The organism is Paenibacillus sp. RC334 (genome assembly GCF_030034735.1).
Taxonomy (GTDB): Bacteria; Bacillota; Bacilli; order Paenibacillales; family Paenibacillaceae; genus Paenibacillus; species Paenibacillus terrae_A.
Genome location: NZ_CP125370.1, coordinates 948123 through 963179, shown reverse-complemented (window position 1 = coordinate 963179; position 15057 = coordinate 948123). Strand labels below are relative to the sequence as shown.

13 protein-coding genes and 1 pseudogene are annotated in these 15057 nt (G+C 47.9%); 3 read left to right on the top strand and 11 right to left on the bottom strand.

Features of this window, described 5'->3' with window-relative positions; all coding sequences use genetic code 11:
- From QMK20_RS04645 to QMK20_RS04635, 3 genes are all read left to right on the top strand, one after another.
- Positions 1 to 951, top strand: coding sequence for an ABC transporter permease (locus tag QMK20_RS04645; protein WP_283654785.1), 951 nt, complete (start codon positions 1 to 3; stop codon positions 949 to 951).
- 210 nt (positions 952 to 1161) lie between these two features.
- Complete coding sequence (locus QMK20_RS04640) at positions 1162 to 2805, top strand: peptide ABC transporter substrate-binding protein (protein WP_283654784.1); 1644 nt, start codon at positions 1162 to 1164, stop codon at positions 2803 to 2805.
- Positions 2805 to 3185: a DUF3899 domain-containing protein gene (locus QMK20_RS04635; RefSeq protein ID WP_283654783.1), complete on the top strand. Its 381-nt coding sequence runs from the start codon at positions 2805 to 2807 to the stop codon at positions 3183 to 3185. The genes QMK20_RS04640 and QMK20_RS04635 overlap by 1 nt, the downstream gene beginning before the upstream one ends.
- A gap of 331 nt (positions 3186 to 3516) precedes the next feature.
- Here the strand turns inward: QMK20_RS04635 and QMK20_RS04630 are convergent.
- From QMK20_RS04630 to QMK20_RS04580, 11 genes and pseudogenes are all read right to left on the bottom strand, one after another.
- Positions 3517 to 4862, bottom strand: a protein-coding gene (locus tag QMK20_RS04630; protein ID WP_283654001.1) for an IS3 family transposase whose coding sequence is annotated in 2 segments (ribosomal slippage) — positions 3517 to 4478 and positions 4478 to 4862 — 1347 coding nt in all. Because the reading frame shifts where the segments join, the coding sequence is not laid out codon by codon here.
- Between the two features lie 183 nt (positions 4863 to 5045).
- A complete protein-coding gene (locus tag QMK20_RS04625) occupies positions 5046 to 5723 on the bottom strand; it encodes a vWA domain-containing protein (RefSeq protein WP_283654782.1) in 678 nt (225 codons plus the stop codon).
- 43 nt (positions 5724 to 5766) lie between these two features.
- Entirely contained in the window at positions 5767 to 6312 is a 546-nt protein-coding gene (locus QMK20_RS04620) for a hypothetical protein (protein WP_283654781.1), read from the bottom strand.
- 340 nt (positions 6313 to 6652) lie between these two features.
- Positions 6653 to 7753: pseudogene (locus QMK20_RS04615) on the bottom strand (toxic anion resistance protein).
- Between the two features lie 88 nt (positions 7754 to 7841).
- Positions 7842 to 8522, bottom strand: coding sequence for a hypothetical protein (locus tag QMK20_RS04610; protein WP_283654779.1), 681 nt, complete (start codon positions 8520 to 8522; stop codon positions 7842 to 7844).
- A 58-nt stretch (positions 8523 to 8580) separates the two neighbouring features.
- Positions 8581 to 9612 carry an ATP-grasp domain-containing protein gene (locus QMK20_RS04605; RefSeq protein ID WP_283654778.1) on the bottom strand — a complete coding sequence of 344 codons (1032 nt, stop codon included), beginning with the start codon at positions 9610 to 9612 and terminating at the stop codon, positions 8581 to 8583.
- Entirely contained in the window at positions 9609 to 10442 is an 834-nt protein-coding gene (locus QMK20_RS04600; protein WP_283654777.1) for an HAD family hydrolase, read from the bottom strand. The genes QMK20_RS04605 and QMK20_RS04600 overlap by 4 nt, the downstream gene beginning before the upstream one ends.
- Entirely contained in the window at positions 10439 to 11590 is a 1152-nt protein-coding gene (locus QMK20_RS04595; protein WP_283654776.1) for a cysteine protease StiP family protein, read from the bottom strand. Before QMK20_RS04595 ends, QMK20_RS04600 begins: the two co-directional genes overlap by 4 nt.
- Positions 11587 to 12927, bottom strand: coding sequence for a phosphoribosyltransferase family protein (locus QMK20_RS04590; RefSeq protein WP_283656203.1), 1341 nt, complete (start codon positions 12925 to 12927; stop codon positions 11587 to 11589). The genes QMK20_RS04595 and QMK20_RS04590 overlap by 4 nt, the downstream gene beginning before the upstream one ends.
- Before the next feature lie 52 nt (positions 12928 to 12979).
- Positions 12980 to 14194, bottom strand: a complete 1215-nt coding sequence (locus QMK20_RS04585; protein WP_283654775.1) for an HpcH/HpaI aldolase/citrate lyase family protein — start codon at positions 14192 to 14194, stop codon at positions 12980 to 12982.
- A gap of 124 nt (positions 14195 to 14318) precedes the next feature.
- A complete protein-coding gene (locus QMK20_RS04580) occupies positions 14319 to 15053 on the bottom strand; it encodes a TerC family protein (protein ID WP_283654774.1) in 735 nt (244 codons plus the stop codon).
- Positions 15054 to 15057 lie beyond the last annotated feature (4 nt).

Below are 15057 nucleotides of genomic sequence, written 5' to 3'. Positions count from 1 at the left end.
ATGAAAGCAGCACCCACTGTCGAAAGGGACAGCCTGTTCAGTCCCGTTGACCGCAGCCAGCTACCCGCCCCCATATTGTCCAGACCCAAAGAATCACTATGGCGGGATCGGCTTCGCAGACTTTTTAACAACAAGCTCTCTCTACTGGGGCTTTCCTTACTTATCATTATTATCGCGCTGGCAATTGCCGGGCCTTCCATGGTTCCTTATGCACCCAGTGACCAATCCCTATTAAAGACGAACCTTCCTCCTTCGGGAGAGCATTGGTTTGGTACGGATGATCTGGGAAGAGACGTATGGGCACGGACCTGGGCCGGGGCGAGAATCTCGCTGATGATCGGCTTTGCCGCTGCCGCCATTGATTTGGTGCTTGGCATTCTCGTCGGCTGTATAGCCGGATATTGTGCGGGACGTGGCAAAACGGGCGACCGGATTGACAGCAGCCTGATGCGTATTATTGAGATTTTGTACAGCATTCCTTATTTGCTGGTCATCATTTTGTTGCTTGTCATTATGAAACCGGGACTGCTCACGATGATTATTGCCCTATCCATCACTGGATGGGTGGGTATGGCTCGTGTCGTTCGGGGGCAAATTTTACAGCTCAAGCAGCAGGAATATGTATTAGCCGCCCGCAGCCTGGGGACCTCCCATTCGCGCATTATTTTCAGGCATTTGCTGCCGAATGCAGCGGCTATCATTATCGTGAATCTGACGTTCACCATCCCCTCGGCTATTTTTGCTGAATCGTTCCTGAGCTTTCTCGGTCTGGGGATTCAATCTCCTTCCGCCAGTTGGGGGACAATGGCTAACGATTCACTCGGGGTCATTTTAAGCGGACAATGGTGGCGCCTGTTCTTCCCCGGACTGATGATCTCGCTCACCATGCTGGCGTTCAACACGCTCGGAGACGGGCTCCAGGATGCGCTTGACCCGCGTTCACAGCATTAATAACAGAGGTGTACAAATGGAACAAGGAGGGATGTCTACCATGATCCGCAATTTCTCGCCCAACAGCAGAACCAACGGCAGTACCTTTATGGAACTGCGCACACGCGGCATACCTGTCGGAAAGGAGGATGAATAAATCCCGGTACAGTGCACCTTATCTTTTGAAATTACATTTTGCATAACTAACAAAATTATTGGAGGAATTATACGATGAAAAAAATGCATTGGATGACTGTCATTTTACTGTTGGCAGTAACGGCTTTGGCCGGATGCTCTGGCAATACAGACAAAGCAGCAAGCAATGATCCAGCCGCTGCGCCGCAAGCAGATGTTCCACAGGAAATTACAGCCAACCTGGCAGGTGGCGAGCCTTATACACTGGACCCTGCTTTTGCATCGGATACAACGTCCTACTTTGTTATTGATAACCTGTACGAAGGTCTGTATACATATGACAAAGCCGGTAAAATCGTAGAGGGCGCTGCCAGCAAAGTAGACGTAACTCCTGACGGCAAAACATACACCTTCACCATCCGCGACGGCGCGAAATGGTCGAATGGCGATCCGCTTACTGCAAAGGATTTTGAATACTCCTGGAAACGGGTCCTGAATCCGAAAACGGCTGCCTACGATCCTTCCGCTCTGTACTACATCAAGGGAGCCGAAGCCTACAACACAGGCAAAGGTAAAGTCGAAGATGTGGGCGTTACAGCCAAGGACGACAAAACCCTTGTGGTCGAGCTGAAATCACCGCTAAGCTTCTTCCCAACGATCGCAGTGGGTCATGCGTATCTGCCCGTAAACCAATCCGTGGTTGAGAAAAGCGACAAATGGGCGGCAGAAGCCAACACCATTGTCGGCAACGGCGCGTATGTAGCCAAGGAATGGAAGCATAATGAGCAAATTACATTGGCGAAAAACGATCAATACTGGAACAAAGATGCCATTACGATGGCAACGATTAACTTTAAAATGGTTCAAGACTCCACAACCTATTATCAAATGTACAAAACAGGCGATCTGGACCTGATTTTGGGTCTTCCCGTTGACACGCTGGATCAGGAGAAGAGCAACAAGGAATTTTTGTCGCATCCATCTTTCAGTGTGTACACGTATTCTTTTAACGTAAAACAAAAGCCTTTTGACAATAAAAAAATCAGACAGGCCATTGCTTACGCGATTGACCGTGAAATCCTGGCGACCAACGTAACCAAAGGTGGCGAAACTCCGGCTTACGGATACGTACCATACGGAACAACAACTCCATCCGGTAAGGACTTCCGTGATGAAGCGCCGAAGAAATACTATGAGTTTGATGCTGCAAAAGCAAAACAATTGCTGGCCGAAGGTCTGAAAGAAGAAGGTTTGGCCCAACTGCCACCGATCACCTTCAAGTACAACACTTCGGACAAGCATAAAAAAGTAGCTGAAGCGATTCAGGAAATGCTGAAAACGAACCTGGGTGTTGAAGTGACGCTGGAAAATCAGGAATGGAAAACGTACATTGATACCTTTAAACAAAAGAACTTCCAGATCGCCCGCATGGGCTGGGAAGGAAACTTCCTTGATCCGCTCGGCGTATTGGGACACTACACTTCCAAAAACTCGAACAACTTTACCAACTGGAGCAATCCGGAGTATGACAAGCTGATCGAATCTTCTACCTTCGAGCTTGATCCGGCAAAACGCTTCGAGCAGCTTCATCAGGCTGAGGACGTATTGATGGAGGATCTGCCAATTATCCCGATCCAGTTCTCTGCGGACACGGCATTGATCAGTCCTAAAGTTCAAGGCATCGTATTTGACGCTCGTTCGAACCCGGACCTTCGTTTTGCCAAACGGGTCGAAAAATAATGTTTTTTCGTTTCGGGATAACGGCCCTGATCATCGGTACCTTTGGCTATCTGTACGCCTCACCCCATCTTCTGGATGGCCGTGAAAATATGGCTACCGCGAATCTGCTATTCCTGTTGGGCTTGCTGGGCTTGGTGATCGGCGCAATCTTCCACGTCCTGCAAAGCGGGTTTCTCACCCTCTTCCTGCGGGGATTCGCCGACATCAGACATCTGTTCATCCGACAATCCAAGGCACTACAGGAGGAAAACGAACGCTTGCGTTCGGATGAGTCTCTAACTGCCTGGAAAACGTCTGTGTTCCGACATCTCAAGGTGTACACCTCGGGATGCGGTACGGGGCTTGTGCTTTGCTCGCTGGTTTTAATGGGAATAGGTTAAAGCGTGTGAGAAGCTTTCTTACGGTTGGTAGGCGCTGCGCGTGCAGATTGTTCTTCCGATCGCTGTTATTCCCGGATTTCTTTTGAATAAGAGCCTGTAAAGGGTGAAATCCGGGAATAAAGACGAACGCTTCGCTTCTTCAGAACAATTCTGCCCGCTCCGCTGGCAACCGCCGTAGAGCTTCTATACGTTTTAGAAGGGTGTAGGGGTGGAAAGAGGGGTAAGCCAAGTGGTTAAACTTGGCCTGCCCCTAGACAATACAAAAAAAGAGAGTTCCGCGGAGTTTTGAACTGTGACCCTATTTGTGGACACATAAAAGAAAAGAGTTAGATTATGCTGTTAATAGATGGTTCCTGTATTCATCAGGAGTCATCTTTTTTAATGTCCATTGATACCGATCGGTGTTGTAGTAATCCATGTATTCATTAATGCGTGCCCGTAATTCCTGGAGAGTAACGCTGTCCCTATACTCGAGTTCATCCTTCATATGACCGAAGAAAGACTCCATGGAGGCATTGTCCCAGCAGTTACTCTTTCGCGACATGGACTGCTGGAAGCCTATCTCTTTAACTCGAGCTTGGAACCTCGGATTCGTGTAGTGAAAACCTTGGTCAGAATGGATGGTGGCTTCGGGGTGAATGTTGCCATCCAGTCGTTGAATCAACCTGTCCAAGGTTCGATCTACGATCGTCATTTCTAAGGACGAGGATACATAATGAGCAAGAATCTGTTTGCTTGCACCGTCCTTTACACAGGACAAATACGCACATTGCCCCTGACCATAGTGCAGGTATGTGATGTCTGTGAGAAAGACTTTCTCCGGCTCGCCCTGGTCAAACTGACGCTTAAGGTGATTAGGGAGTGTCTGGTGCTCTTGTGTGGCCTTTACAAGCTTACGGTACGGATTGGCCTGGCGTATCTTGGCCACCAACCCGTATTTACGCATGATACGGCGAATTTTCTTATGGTTCATGATGACGCCACTCTTATGCTCCAAGCACATTTTTAAAACAAGTGCTCCCACTTTCCCATTACGTTTTTCAAAATGTTCCCTGATGAGTAACAGATCCTGTTCGTCTGCTTCTTCTCTCAGCTGTCGTGCTTGTTCAGCGGCTAACCACCGGTAGTACCCGCTTTTACTGACATTCGCCATTTTACAAAGATGATGAGTCATCTTCTCAAGTTGATGCTTACGGATGGTACGATGGATGAGTTCGAAGCGCTCAGAGGGTGTCAGCGTTGGTTCTGCTGGGCTTGTCTCTCGAGCGCCTCGAGCTTTTTTAGGAAGTCGTTCTCCGCTTCCAGGAGCTTTATCCGTGCCTCAGCTTGTGCAAGCTTCTTCTCCATCGACTGTTCTGCTGCGGGCCTTCCCGTGCTGCCTTTTCCTCGTTGCTCTTCCAGAAGACCTGCTTCACCTTGAGAAGCAAAGGTTCTTCTCCAACGTTTTAAGCATCTATTCGGATTCTCCCGTCCGATCATATCTAAGTTGAATCCTGCCTCCCTGAAGATTTCCGCAGGAGTTTTCCCCTCCTGATAGGCCTTTAGAGCTGCCAACTTGAATGTGGGTTGGTAAGCAATAGAACGCTCTGTAATATGCAATACGTTAGTATTATCCTCCATCTGGCGGATCTGACTTTCACTAAACCTTTGCTCACCGGTAGACCAACGGTTCCCCATTTTGTATCCCCAACCTTTCGTGTATACCGATTATAAACGCAAAGAGACCCGAGAGAGGTCACTTTTTTTCAAAGTGTCCATCTTTCGGGTCACAGTTCATTTTAATCGTGGGACTCTCTTTTTTTAATATCTATTTTTCAACTCAAGCTTTGTAGAAATCTCACATTACAAGGCCTACTAAGCTTAATAAATATGCTTGTCTTTCGCTTCTTCCAGCCATAACGGGAACTCGTTTAGTAGTAGTTCGTACAATTCATTGTCTTCCATGGATTCGACATCTTGGATTTGAAAGAAGTTAGCGTTATCTACCACACGACCTTCTATGTTGTCGAGCTTTTTTAATACGCCAAAATCGGACTCACCCACACCGATAAATTGCCAGAAAATCGGTTCTCCTGACGAATCAATTACCGCGTTGTCGATGTTGTCTCCTTTTCCACGTTTCACACCGCCATCATTAATAAAAATAACAAAAGCCGGATCAGCAAAAGGCTCTTCCTTGGTGTATTTGGCGATGACATCCCGCATTACAGGCGGCTCATCATTACGACCGAACTTGGGCAAATAATCATTGGACAAAATGTGTCTTTCAACATAGTTATCAACGTCATTTTCGGTAACGGACGGCAAACGCGAAAAACGGTGATCATACACCCATACGTCCAGCACACCATCATCATCCAAAGAACTCGCTACCGCGACAATTCGCTCCAACACCTTTTGAACGGTTCCATTTTTGTACAAACTTCTCATAGATCCTGAAATATCGAGCACCAATCCAACTCTCGCAGTCACATTCGTTAGATTCTTTTTAGTCAGTACCAGTTGCGCATTCTTTTTAAGCAAAGAAATACCGCTCATATTCCCCACGCTCCTCTATGATGTTTGCCTTAGTCCGTCTAATCTACCATCTGCGGCGTTCGTCGCCTCTCAGGGGAAAGTCGCTCAAATCTCCAAGCTGGTCATGCGCATCTTTGTAAATTCGGATCATAGCTTGTACCTTGTTAAAATCGCTGTCTTCCGGGCCGAATCCTTCCATATACATTTTTTGAATGATGTTCTGGAAAAATTCGATACGCTTGTGGATGGAATCCTGCTCCATATGCAGCACCTCTTCAAAGCTGTGTGCCTCGGCGAATTCAGACAGCTCATCTGGCTCCTGCTCTTGGTATCGCTCTCCCCGGGTTTCTAGATTGAGGTCAATAGAGGTACGCAAGGCTGACAACAAAATATTTTCCCGTACCAGCATGACATGAAAATCCTTGTTCTTAAACAGGTCCGCCACGATCAGACGGCACATTTCCTTGTTTTGCAACAGAATTCCGTCAAAAGGATGCAGCGTCCATACACCGTAATTAAAAAACAAATTGAAATTAAAGCTGCTGCTCCCATACTGATACACAATGTTGATTTTCGATTCGTCGATGATTTCAAATGAAAATTCCAGCATGCATTCTCCTTTGGGATTCCAATATTTAACTCTATCCTATCAGAAAATGCATGATTTTCAATAAAAAAATTTATTTCACAGCATCATTTAATTCCACGATAGAATCAGCTTTTTCACTACTGGCAGCTACAAGCAGATAGACAATCACACACCCCAAAATAAAGGACATCATACGCTCGTTCTCTCCTTTGTCATTTCACTTTTTAAGAGTTTATGCACGAGATTGCTATGTATGATTATCATGTCCTTTATTAGCTGCCCCCAAACCAAAAAAGACGCCTTTCAGGATCGCCCTGGCGTCTTTTCAATAGGTTAGGTCTATTATTTTACATTTGTAAAATCAGTTCAGAAACGAGCTTAGTCCTTCGGAAGAATCTTTATCCTTCAAACTCTTGGGCTGTTCCTTCCCTTCTATACCTAGACGTTGGCTGAGGTTGGCGTTGATTGCCGTCATTTTGCTCGTATAATCATGGCAGCTTTCAATAATTTGACGGTTGGATTTTTCGGACAGATCCAAAGCAGATACCAAATCCCCAATCGCCTGATTCACAGACTCCAGTGACATCGAAGGCTTGCTAAGCAGATCGGTCGTTCTCTCGGTCGTCGTTTTGAGAAGCTTGGCATTTTCCTTGAATTGATTCTCAATCGTACGATTCGTGGCATCCACGGCTGAAATGATTTTGTCCTGATCCGCCAGCGCCATCGCAATCATAGCCGATACAGTGATCAAATTCGACGTTTTATCAATGGCATTATTCACAGAATCAATCAGTTTATCATTATTATCATTAATAATATCCGTTGCCGCAATCGCTTGATTGTAGAGCAAAATCATTTCGGTCATCGACTGCGTGCGAGTAACCACCTTGCGCAATCCCCGTTCCAGATGAGGCTTCCGCGTTTCATTCTCCGGCTTGGCAATCTCAGTCTCGAACAGCTCCTTCAACCGATTGCCAAAGGCGATCTTCGTCTGCAAATTGTAGATTTCCTCAATGGAAGCCTTTTTCAACTGCCTCATGCTGACGATATTTTCTTCCAGATTGTCCTTACCGTCTCTCAAGGCTGTAATGATTTGCTCGATGTTTGTTTTGACGGACTGATATTTGTAAATGTAGTTCTTCAGCGGGCTTTTCCGTAGAAGCTTGCCGAAAAAGCTCACATTTTTGCTCTGCTGGAGCGTTTCGCATTCATCCCGCAGCTTTAAGATCATGTTCGATACTTCGGCCCGGTCGCCGGACATGAGGTCGTTCACCGGGCGATCCAGCATTTTAAGAGTCTGTCCCGCACGCTCCTGCGTTTTAACCCCCCAGCTTCCCGATGTCGTCCATTAAGGTATCCAGACTCATGACATCGCTCTGTGACACCTTCTGAATGAGCAGTGAAGCCTCCTCGGTCACCTTTTGTTCGTCTTCTTTTTCAATTCAGCCCATGGGGTCGCCATAACGCTACCTCCTATTCTACACAATAACTGTTAACCAACGGCTAATAGTTATTGTTCAGAGCAGCTATGCTGCTGTTTCTTAAATAGCCTACAATTCGAAACTGCTATAACGCTGGTGAATCAGCTCGGCTTTGGTTTGTAATTCAAGCAGATCCTTGTGCTCCACCGTGGATACAATCACCGATATTTTGCTATCCACATCCCGCAAGCCGTTTAATAACGTTCTCCGGTTGGTTCGCTTGGCATCACCGCTGAGCCGGAGAAACGGATTAATCAGTCCATTCAGGTCCTTCAAAATCAGCCTCCGAACGGTGTGGTTTACTTCGCTGTTATTTAATTCATGCAAAAGCGGAATCACCCGCTGTAAACGTGCGAACAGAGCCAATGCCTTCTCGACGATCTCGTTATCGAGCGCATCCTTTTGCCCCTCGGAGATTACCATATCCTCCAATACCTCCAGATACTCCATGACCTGAGCAAATTCGCTGCTCACCTGTTCTGATAAGCGTGGTTTCTCAGTCACTGGCTCCGTTGGTTCCGAGGCTTCCCTTTCAATTTGCTGTGTCTCAACAGCTTGTTCCTGTACTACCGGAATAACGGAACCCGTCAGATTGGGACGGGGATGGCGGATAGCCATAATGGCGTTGTATCCCCCTAAGCAAATGACCGGAATCGCCAAACACACAAACAACGGTAACCAAAAACTTAGCAAAAGCGCAATCAGATAGCTGGCCACGGCAATCGTGGTTCCCCACATTTTTGACGTCATAGCTTGTACCTCCTGACGTAAACCCTTACCATATTGTAGAAAACACACTCTACATATGTCAATGTAAGGATTTACGTATGGTGATCGGCTGCTCGATGTGACTGGCTAAAATGTCGTATTGCGGATGAAGCGGACCGACCTCGTTACCCAAAGCCGATTTCACCGCCAGATAAGGAAAATTGATGCCGGACAAGCATGACACATGTAGTCCACCAGACATCCGCGGATTGATTTCCAGCAGTTTGGGACGCTCGCCGTTATATTTTACCTGAATGTTATAATTGTACGGAATGTGATATGCATCAGCGACCTTATGCGCCACATCCAGCAGCTCGGTATGGTGCTCCAGCAACCGTAATCGCCCTCCCGCCTTCCTGCGCGGAACTGCTGCCAGCAGCTTTCCGTTTCGGTCAGCCAGGCAATCAATACTGTATTCATAGCCCTCCAGCAGCTCCATCACCATCAGGTTGGGGAACGACTCTGTCGATGACAATACACGATATGCCTCTTCGAACGAGATATGGTTCAGCGCATGTCCGAACAGCTCCTCCAGTGGATTACGCTCGTTGTCAATGATGCGAAAACCCATTCCGCCCTCTGCATTACATGGCTTGAAGCATACCTTATGCTCGCGTGCCGTTAACGTCTCATAAGCCTGTTTAAACTGCTCTGCATTGCTGGCAATGGCATAATCGGGAATCGTGACAATATCCTTTTGGCGAATGGATTCGTAAAATAAATCCTTTTCCATCAACTGTTCCAGCAGTTCGGTATCCCGGCATACGATGACCTTCGTTCCAATTTCGTCGAACAGATGAAGATTCTTGCTAATATCGAGCATATTCCACCGTGGAATAAATACATCAATTCCGTGACGCTGGCAAAAATCCGCACAATAACGTGCATACTCCACGCCACTTGTGCGCGGCTCCACCTCAGCCACATCACTGGCCTGTAATGCCATATGCTGCGGGTCCGAGTGCGTCGCATAGATTTCGAACGGAATACCGTCCTCATTGTTACGAATCGCATTCATATAATGATACGCCACCGAAAACCAGCGGTTAAAATACACCTTGAGCTTCTTCACAGAGCCTTGCCCCCTTTCTGTCTTGAAATGAACTGTATTTCATGGACATAGGCCATAATCTCGTCCGCAGCATATACACCCGACACATCCGTAAAACGGTAATTGACCTCCAGCTCATCCCGCAGCTGTTCCCGGTACAGTTCGCCATGACGTGGAGCAATTGCATAGTCGGCATAGTCCAGCAGACAACGGTCCAGCAAAGAATCGCCGGACGCAATGATAGGCCCCCCATCCGTGAGGTTACGGATATGCTCCACGGCTGCCTGTTTATTCACGGCCGCAGGCACCAGATACACCTTACGCCCTTGAATGGATACCTCCCAGCCCATTTCACGCATGGTTCGCGCCTTCTCCAGCACCTGTTCCAGCGGCATCCGATCTCGTTCTATAACGAATGCGTAAAATAACTCGTCGCAGAAACGCTCACTCCTAACCCAATCCTCATGCAGCACCTGTCCGAATACATGACGTGCTTCTTCCGCATTAGCACCATCTCGACGTACCTGCTCGTGAATGCGACGATTCCACTCCCGATCCACCTCGCCTCCGACGATGATGTTACCGCCATTACTGGTCACGGCATACGCCGGAACCAGCTCCGTTTGAAACACCATGATCCGTCCATACTGTGCCATCGTGCGAGTCGTCACAGGTATAAACATCACGTCTGGCGGCAGCGTCTTCAGCAGTTGGAGGGCCTGTGCTGAAATAAACGCCGCTGTTTCCCCTTCAATGTGTTCCGCAGGCAGCAGCCCAGGCGACTCCAACGGCACGCCAAGCGAGCGTTTGGAGTAAATTAGCGTCTGATCCAGATCGCTTGCGTAGATCATTCTTGTCCTCCCTTGAGCGGCTTGATGATCCCGCAGCAGGAATAGGTCAGACCTTCAAACACCTCGACAGGCACTCCCCGGTCCTTTGCCAGCAGTATAATATGCCGAAGATTCGGATTATCTTCACGGTCAATCAGGATTTTCCATGGCACCCTGCGCAGCAGCACACGGGTCGTCTCCCCCACACCGGGCTTGACCAGATTGATATCCCGAATACCAAAAGCCTCTTGAATCGCCTCGATATCCCGTAAGCCCTGCCACGTCACCACAGGTGGATTCAATGTCATCTGTTCAGCATACGCAACGGCAGTTTCAGCCACGTCTTGAAAGTAACCGGAAACCGTATCCACAAACGTATTGGACTGGTCGACCGACCGCCAGGATTCATAAAATTTGGCCCCATGGAAATCGTCCGGTCCTATCAGATCGTCGCGCAATACCGTCCGGCTCATCAAACCCGATACGGTCGAATTCAGACAAGCGCTCGGGATCAAATAATCTTCCCGTGTACCGAAGGTATCCGAGCAGCTACCCGGATCGGCCAGCACCGCCAGATCATCATTCAGGCGCAATCCGTAATCTGCGTTCATCTCACGGCAAGCCTCAATCAGCACCTGCCGAATCGCACCTTTTCCCGTCCAGCCATCGACAAACTGGAGCTCAATATCCAGCCCATGCTGCTGTAAAATATACAAAATAGCATTCCGGTCAATGCCTTTGCCGCGAATAATGGAAATGCTGTAATGCGGCAGGGAAACGCCATACTTCCAGTCAATATACCGCTTGATCAAGATACCGATGGGAGTTCCTGCTCTGGCAAGCGAAACAATCGCCGTGTTCAGGCCCCTTTTTCTCACAATCATTTCAGCCACAGAAGCTGCGGCTAACGCGACTTTTTCGGCCGATTGGTCAAGCGTTTCGTGAAACAGTGCAATATACTCCGCTGTAGGCTCATATTCCACCGGAAGCATTTCTGAATAATGGACTCCCGACTGAATCGCCTCTTCACGATCCTCGGTCCCTTTTTCCAACGTAACACGGCTCAAATCCTTCAATAAAAATGTCACATCCGATGCAGGATAGCTCCCCAACGGTTCGGGCGGATGAATGTTCTTCTGTTGTATTTGCTTAATGAGTGTCTGCTTCATATCCGCTCTCCTTTACTCTCCGGCCCAGTTAATCGGTTAAAATAAACGACATGCACTTGGTCGCAGCCAAGACGGGTCAAAGCATCCAGCATGGGCTGCATTCGCTGCGCGTCCGACTCCCTTTCGATCAATACAAAGATCTCGTCATACTGACCAGGATCTACATTATAAATAAAATTGCGCACCGTCCCATCATCAGGTGAGGGATAAGGTACACCACAAACTACGCCATACCCTTCCTCACGATGGGGGTAAACCGGGCTGCGCGTTGTCGACTGATAATGCACATTCGGGCCTAGCTCCGCAGCAATCCGCATCGGAATGTACATAAATTCCCCCGTACCCATCACCAGCGTGCGCTGCCCTGAGCGAAGCTTCTTCAATCGTTCCGCAGTACACGTAATTTCCGCATCCAACGCAACATTATCGACGGATTGCAGGCCGAAACGACCTGTATATTTCAAATAAGGAGCCTGATTGGCATATCCGTCCGTTGAAATCGAGCTGTGTACTACCCGTTCAAAACCAGACGCATCCTCTGCAAAACAGTGGTCAATTATTCCAGAAGCGTCTGTCGTATCCTCTGCTATGCTAGTAGCAGCATGTTCTGCATGCCCGGCTCGCCCAGCGTATTCTGCGTGATCCAGCATCGGCACTCCCTGTACCTCAATCTTTCCTTTGAGCAAGCTTAAAGGCGTAATCGTAATGCCCAGCTCTGCCTCCAGATCGGTGAAAGCCTGCTCATCGCTGTCTGTCCGCCAATCCAATAACGAAGCAATCACATATTGCTTTCTTGGAAAATGTGCCTGAATATCCCGAATAATATTAAGGGTCGTTTTGCCCGTCGTAATTTCATCATCTACCAGCACAATGGGGCCGTCTCCCGCAAATGCATGCTCATCCAGCGCATAGCAGCGATGATCAACAGCATGCGAATGTTCTTCTTCAAATCGAATGATCGGCTGAAGACCCGGAATATCCTCGCGCGTCGTATGAATATACGAAGCACCGTCCGCAAACACCTGATACATGGCGTGTCCCAGCGCCGTAGCCGTCTCGGCAAAGCCAACAAACTTGATCGGCTCCGCAAAAGCCAAACGTTCGTCCATCAGCTTACGATAGGCTTCTTGGGCATAGTCCGAATCCAGAAGTCCCTTCACAGCCTCTCCAATCAGCTCATCCATCTGTTGTCCCGCCTGTGGGACAAGCTCCTTGTACAGCAGTATAGCCAGCGCCGCACCACTCAGCAGAGAGGTGTAAGGGCTCACCGGAATATGCTTGCCCAGCACCTTGCTGACAAACAAAAACGAACGCTTCTTGTTCACCCGCGCCGCCATCGCAAACAGCTTGTCTACAGGAAGGCGGAATGGATTATGTGTTTCCATAATTTTAACGCTGAACTGCTCCAGGATAGGCAGCAGATGTGTTTTCGTGGTTGGGTAAGAGACTGACAAAATGTTGTTGTTCATGTAACACCCCGTATACTTTTGATCTGTTTATAATACGATGAGCCCAATTTAAATGCGGCTTAATTTCATTCATTTTGTTGGCATAGGTGCTTTTGAATACACCCAGACTACCGTCATTACGCTCCACAATCGCGAGGGCATCCATGTACTCTTCATGTGTCACTGCGTACATGGCCTGTACCGGCTTAATATGGGAAGGATGGATGATCGTTTTGCCGATGATGCCATTTTCCTTGTCCATCATGACCTCTCGTATTAGTCCGTCCACCGCATCTGAAATGAAGTCCATCCGCAGATTGCGTCCCTGCTTACCAAATGCATCCTCAAAGGGCGACACTCTTAATTGAGGCTTAAATACACGTTCCCGATGAGAGAAATATTCCCACACAGGACCGGAAATGACATAATCCGAATCTACGCGTCCAAACAAGTTAATAATATCAGCGATGCAATCCCGAATGACGGCAATTTCATAGATTGTAATATCCGGGCTACGTCTCAAGCCAAACAGGCTGGAAAAATCAGTTGCCCCAATTCGTACATTCAGCACATATTCCTGATACTCGTCCAAAATATCTTTGATCGACAGCAGCTCATTCCAGCGGGTTTCCCGGTAAATGATGTTGGAGCTTTCGAGGATCGGTAATCCGTACAACACGGGGATGCTCTGTTCAGCCTTACCCCGGTTATATCCGGCAATGAGTTCAAAATATGCTCGTCCATTGTCAGAAGAAAACTTGGGCAAAACAAAGCCCGTCAGTAGCGACAGAGATTCTCCCAACCCGTTCAGTAGCCGTTCGAGCTGTTCCACAGATCGCACACGTACAAACAGCAGCGGTAAACTCTGTTCACTCATCACGCCTGTCCGTACATACGAAAATAGTTGAAGTAACTGCTGTGCCAGCGACTGTTCCGCCTGCCCGACCTGCTGATCCCCAATGGCATCCTCCAAATCCAGCATGACCGTCGTCAATCCTTCATGTTTTCCATTCTTGATCTCTTCCGCTACTTCCGAACGGGTCGCAGGCATGTACAAAGCCGCCCCTATCGCGTAAGCCAATATACTTTTGGGGGATCGGTTATTAAATTCTGACGGCGGCGTACAAAAGATCGCTTCTACTTCCTCAGAGGTCAAATCATTAAAATATTTCAGGGCCTTCTCCTCCTCTTGCTCTTTCTTGCCTGACTGAAGCCCTGTGCCTCGGGTATAAAAGAAATCCCCCCTTAAGTTCAGGAGGGATTTCGCTATACTTTGTACATTAAGCCTCTTCGTCGGCCTTTTTCTTTCTTTTCGCCGAGCTAATAAACATGGTGCCTACAAAGACGGCAATCAAAATGCCAAAGAATAAAACCTGCGACATATGAAAGCCAAAAGCAGCAGCCAGCATTTTACCCCCGATAATGGCGATCAAAATAAAGGCTGTCTGTTCCAGTTCCGGAAATTTATCAATGAGCTTGAGGAACACTTGTGCAACACCGCGCATCATCAGAACGCCGATAATACCACCCAGGAACAGAACCCATACCTGTTCGCTTACACCAAAAGCGGCAATGACACTGTCAATACTGAAGGCAATATCCATCAGCTCGACCATTAATACGGTTTTCCAGAAAGAAGTAGGTTTGTTTTTCACTTCTCCGTCACTTTCGGACTTGAATAAGCCCTTATAAGCGATATAGAGCAGATAAGCCGCACCCAGCACCTTAATCAGCGTGAACTTAATCAGGAATGTACCCAAGCCGATCGCGAGGAACCTGAATATATACGCACCCAAAATCCCGTAAAATAAGGCTCTCTTCTGTTGCTCCTTCGGTAAATGCTTAACCATAACTGCGAGAACCAAGGCGTTATCCGCCGACAAAAGACCTTCCAGCAAAATGAGAGTTCCAATAATCCCCCAACTCACCGGGTCAGAAAGCGTAGCTACAACATCACTCCATGAAAAGAAATGGCCGTAGTTCTCGCTGATATTTTTAAATAAATCATTCAACATGAAA

Coding starts and splice junctions, on each gene's coding strand:
- QMK20_RS04645 (WP_283654785.1), top strand. CDS start 1: ATGAAAGCAGCACCCACTGTCGAAAGGGACAGCCTGTTCAGTCCCGTT.
- QMK20_RS04640 (WP_283654784.1), top strand. CDS start 1,162: ATGAAAAAAATGCATTGGATGACTGTCATTTTACTGTTGGCAGTAACG.
- QMK20_RS04635 (WP_283654783.1), top strand. CDS start 2,805: ATGTTTTTTCGTTTCGGGATAACGGCCCTGATCATCGGTACCTTTGGC.
- QMK20_RS04625 (WP_283654782.1), bottom strand. CDS start 5,723: ATGAGCGGTATTTCTTTGCTTAAAAAGAATGCGCAACTGGTACTGACT.
- QMK20_RS04620 (WP_283654781.1), bottom strand. CDS start 6,312: ATGCTGGAATTTTCATTTGAAATCATCGACGAATCGAAAATCAACATT.
- QMK20_RS04610 (WP_283654779.1), bottom strand. CDS start 8,522: ATGACGTCAAAAATGTGGGGAACCACGATTGCCGTGGCCAGCTATCTG.
- QMK20_RS04600 (WP_283654777.1), bottom strand. CDS start 10,442: ATGATCTACGCAAGCGATCTGGATCAGACGCTAATTTACTCCAAACGC.
- QMK20_RS04595 (WP_283654776.1), bottom strand. CDS start 11,590: ATGAAGCAGACACTCATTAAGCAAATACAACAGAAGAACATTCATCCG.
- QMK20_RS04590 (WP_283656203.1), bottom strand. CDS start 12,927: ATGGCGGCGCGGGTGAACAAGAAGCGTTCGTTTTTGTTTGTCAGCAAG.
- QMK20_RS04580 (WP_283654774.1), bottom strand. CDS start 15,053: ATGTTGAATGATTTATTTAAAAATATCAGCGAGAACTACGGCCATTTC.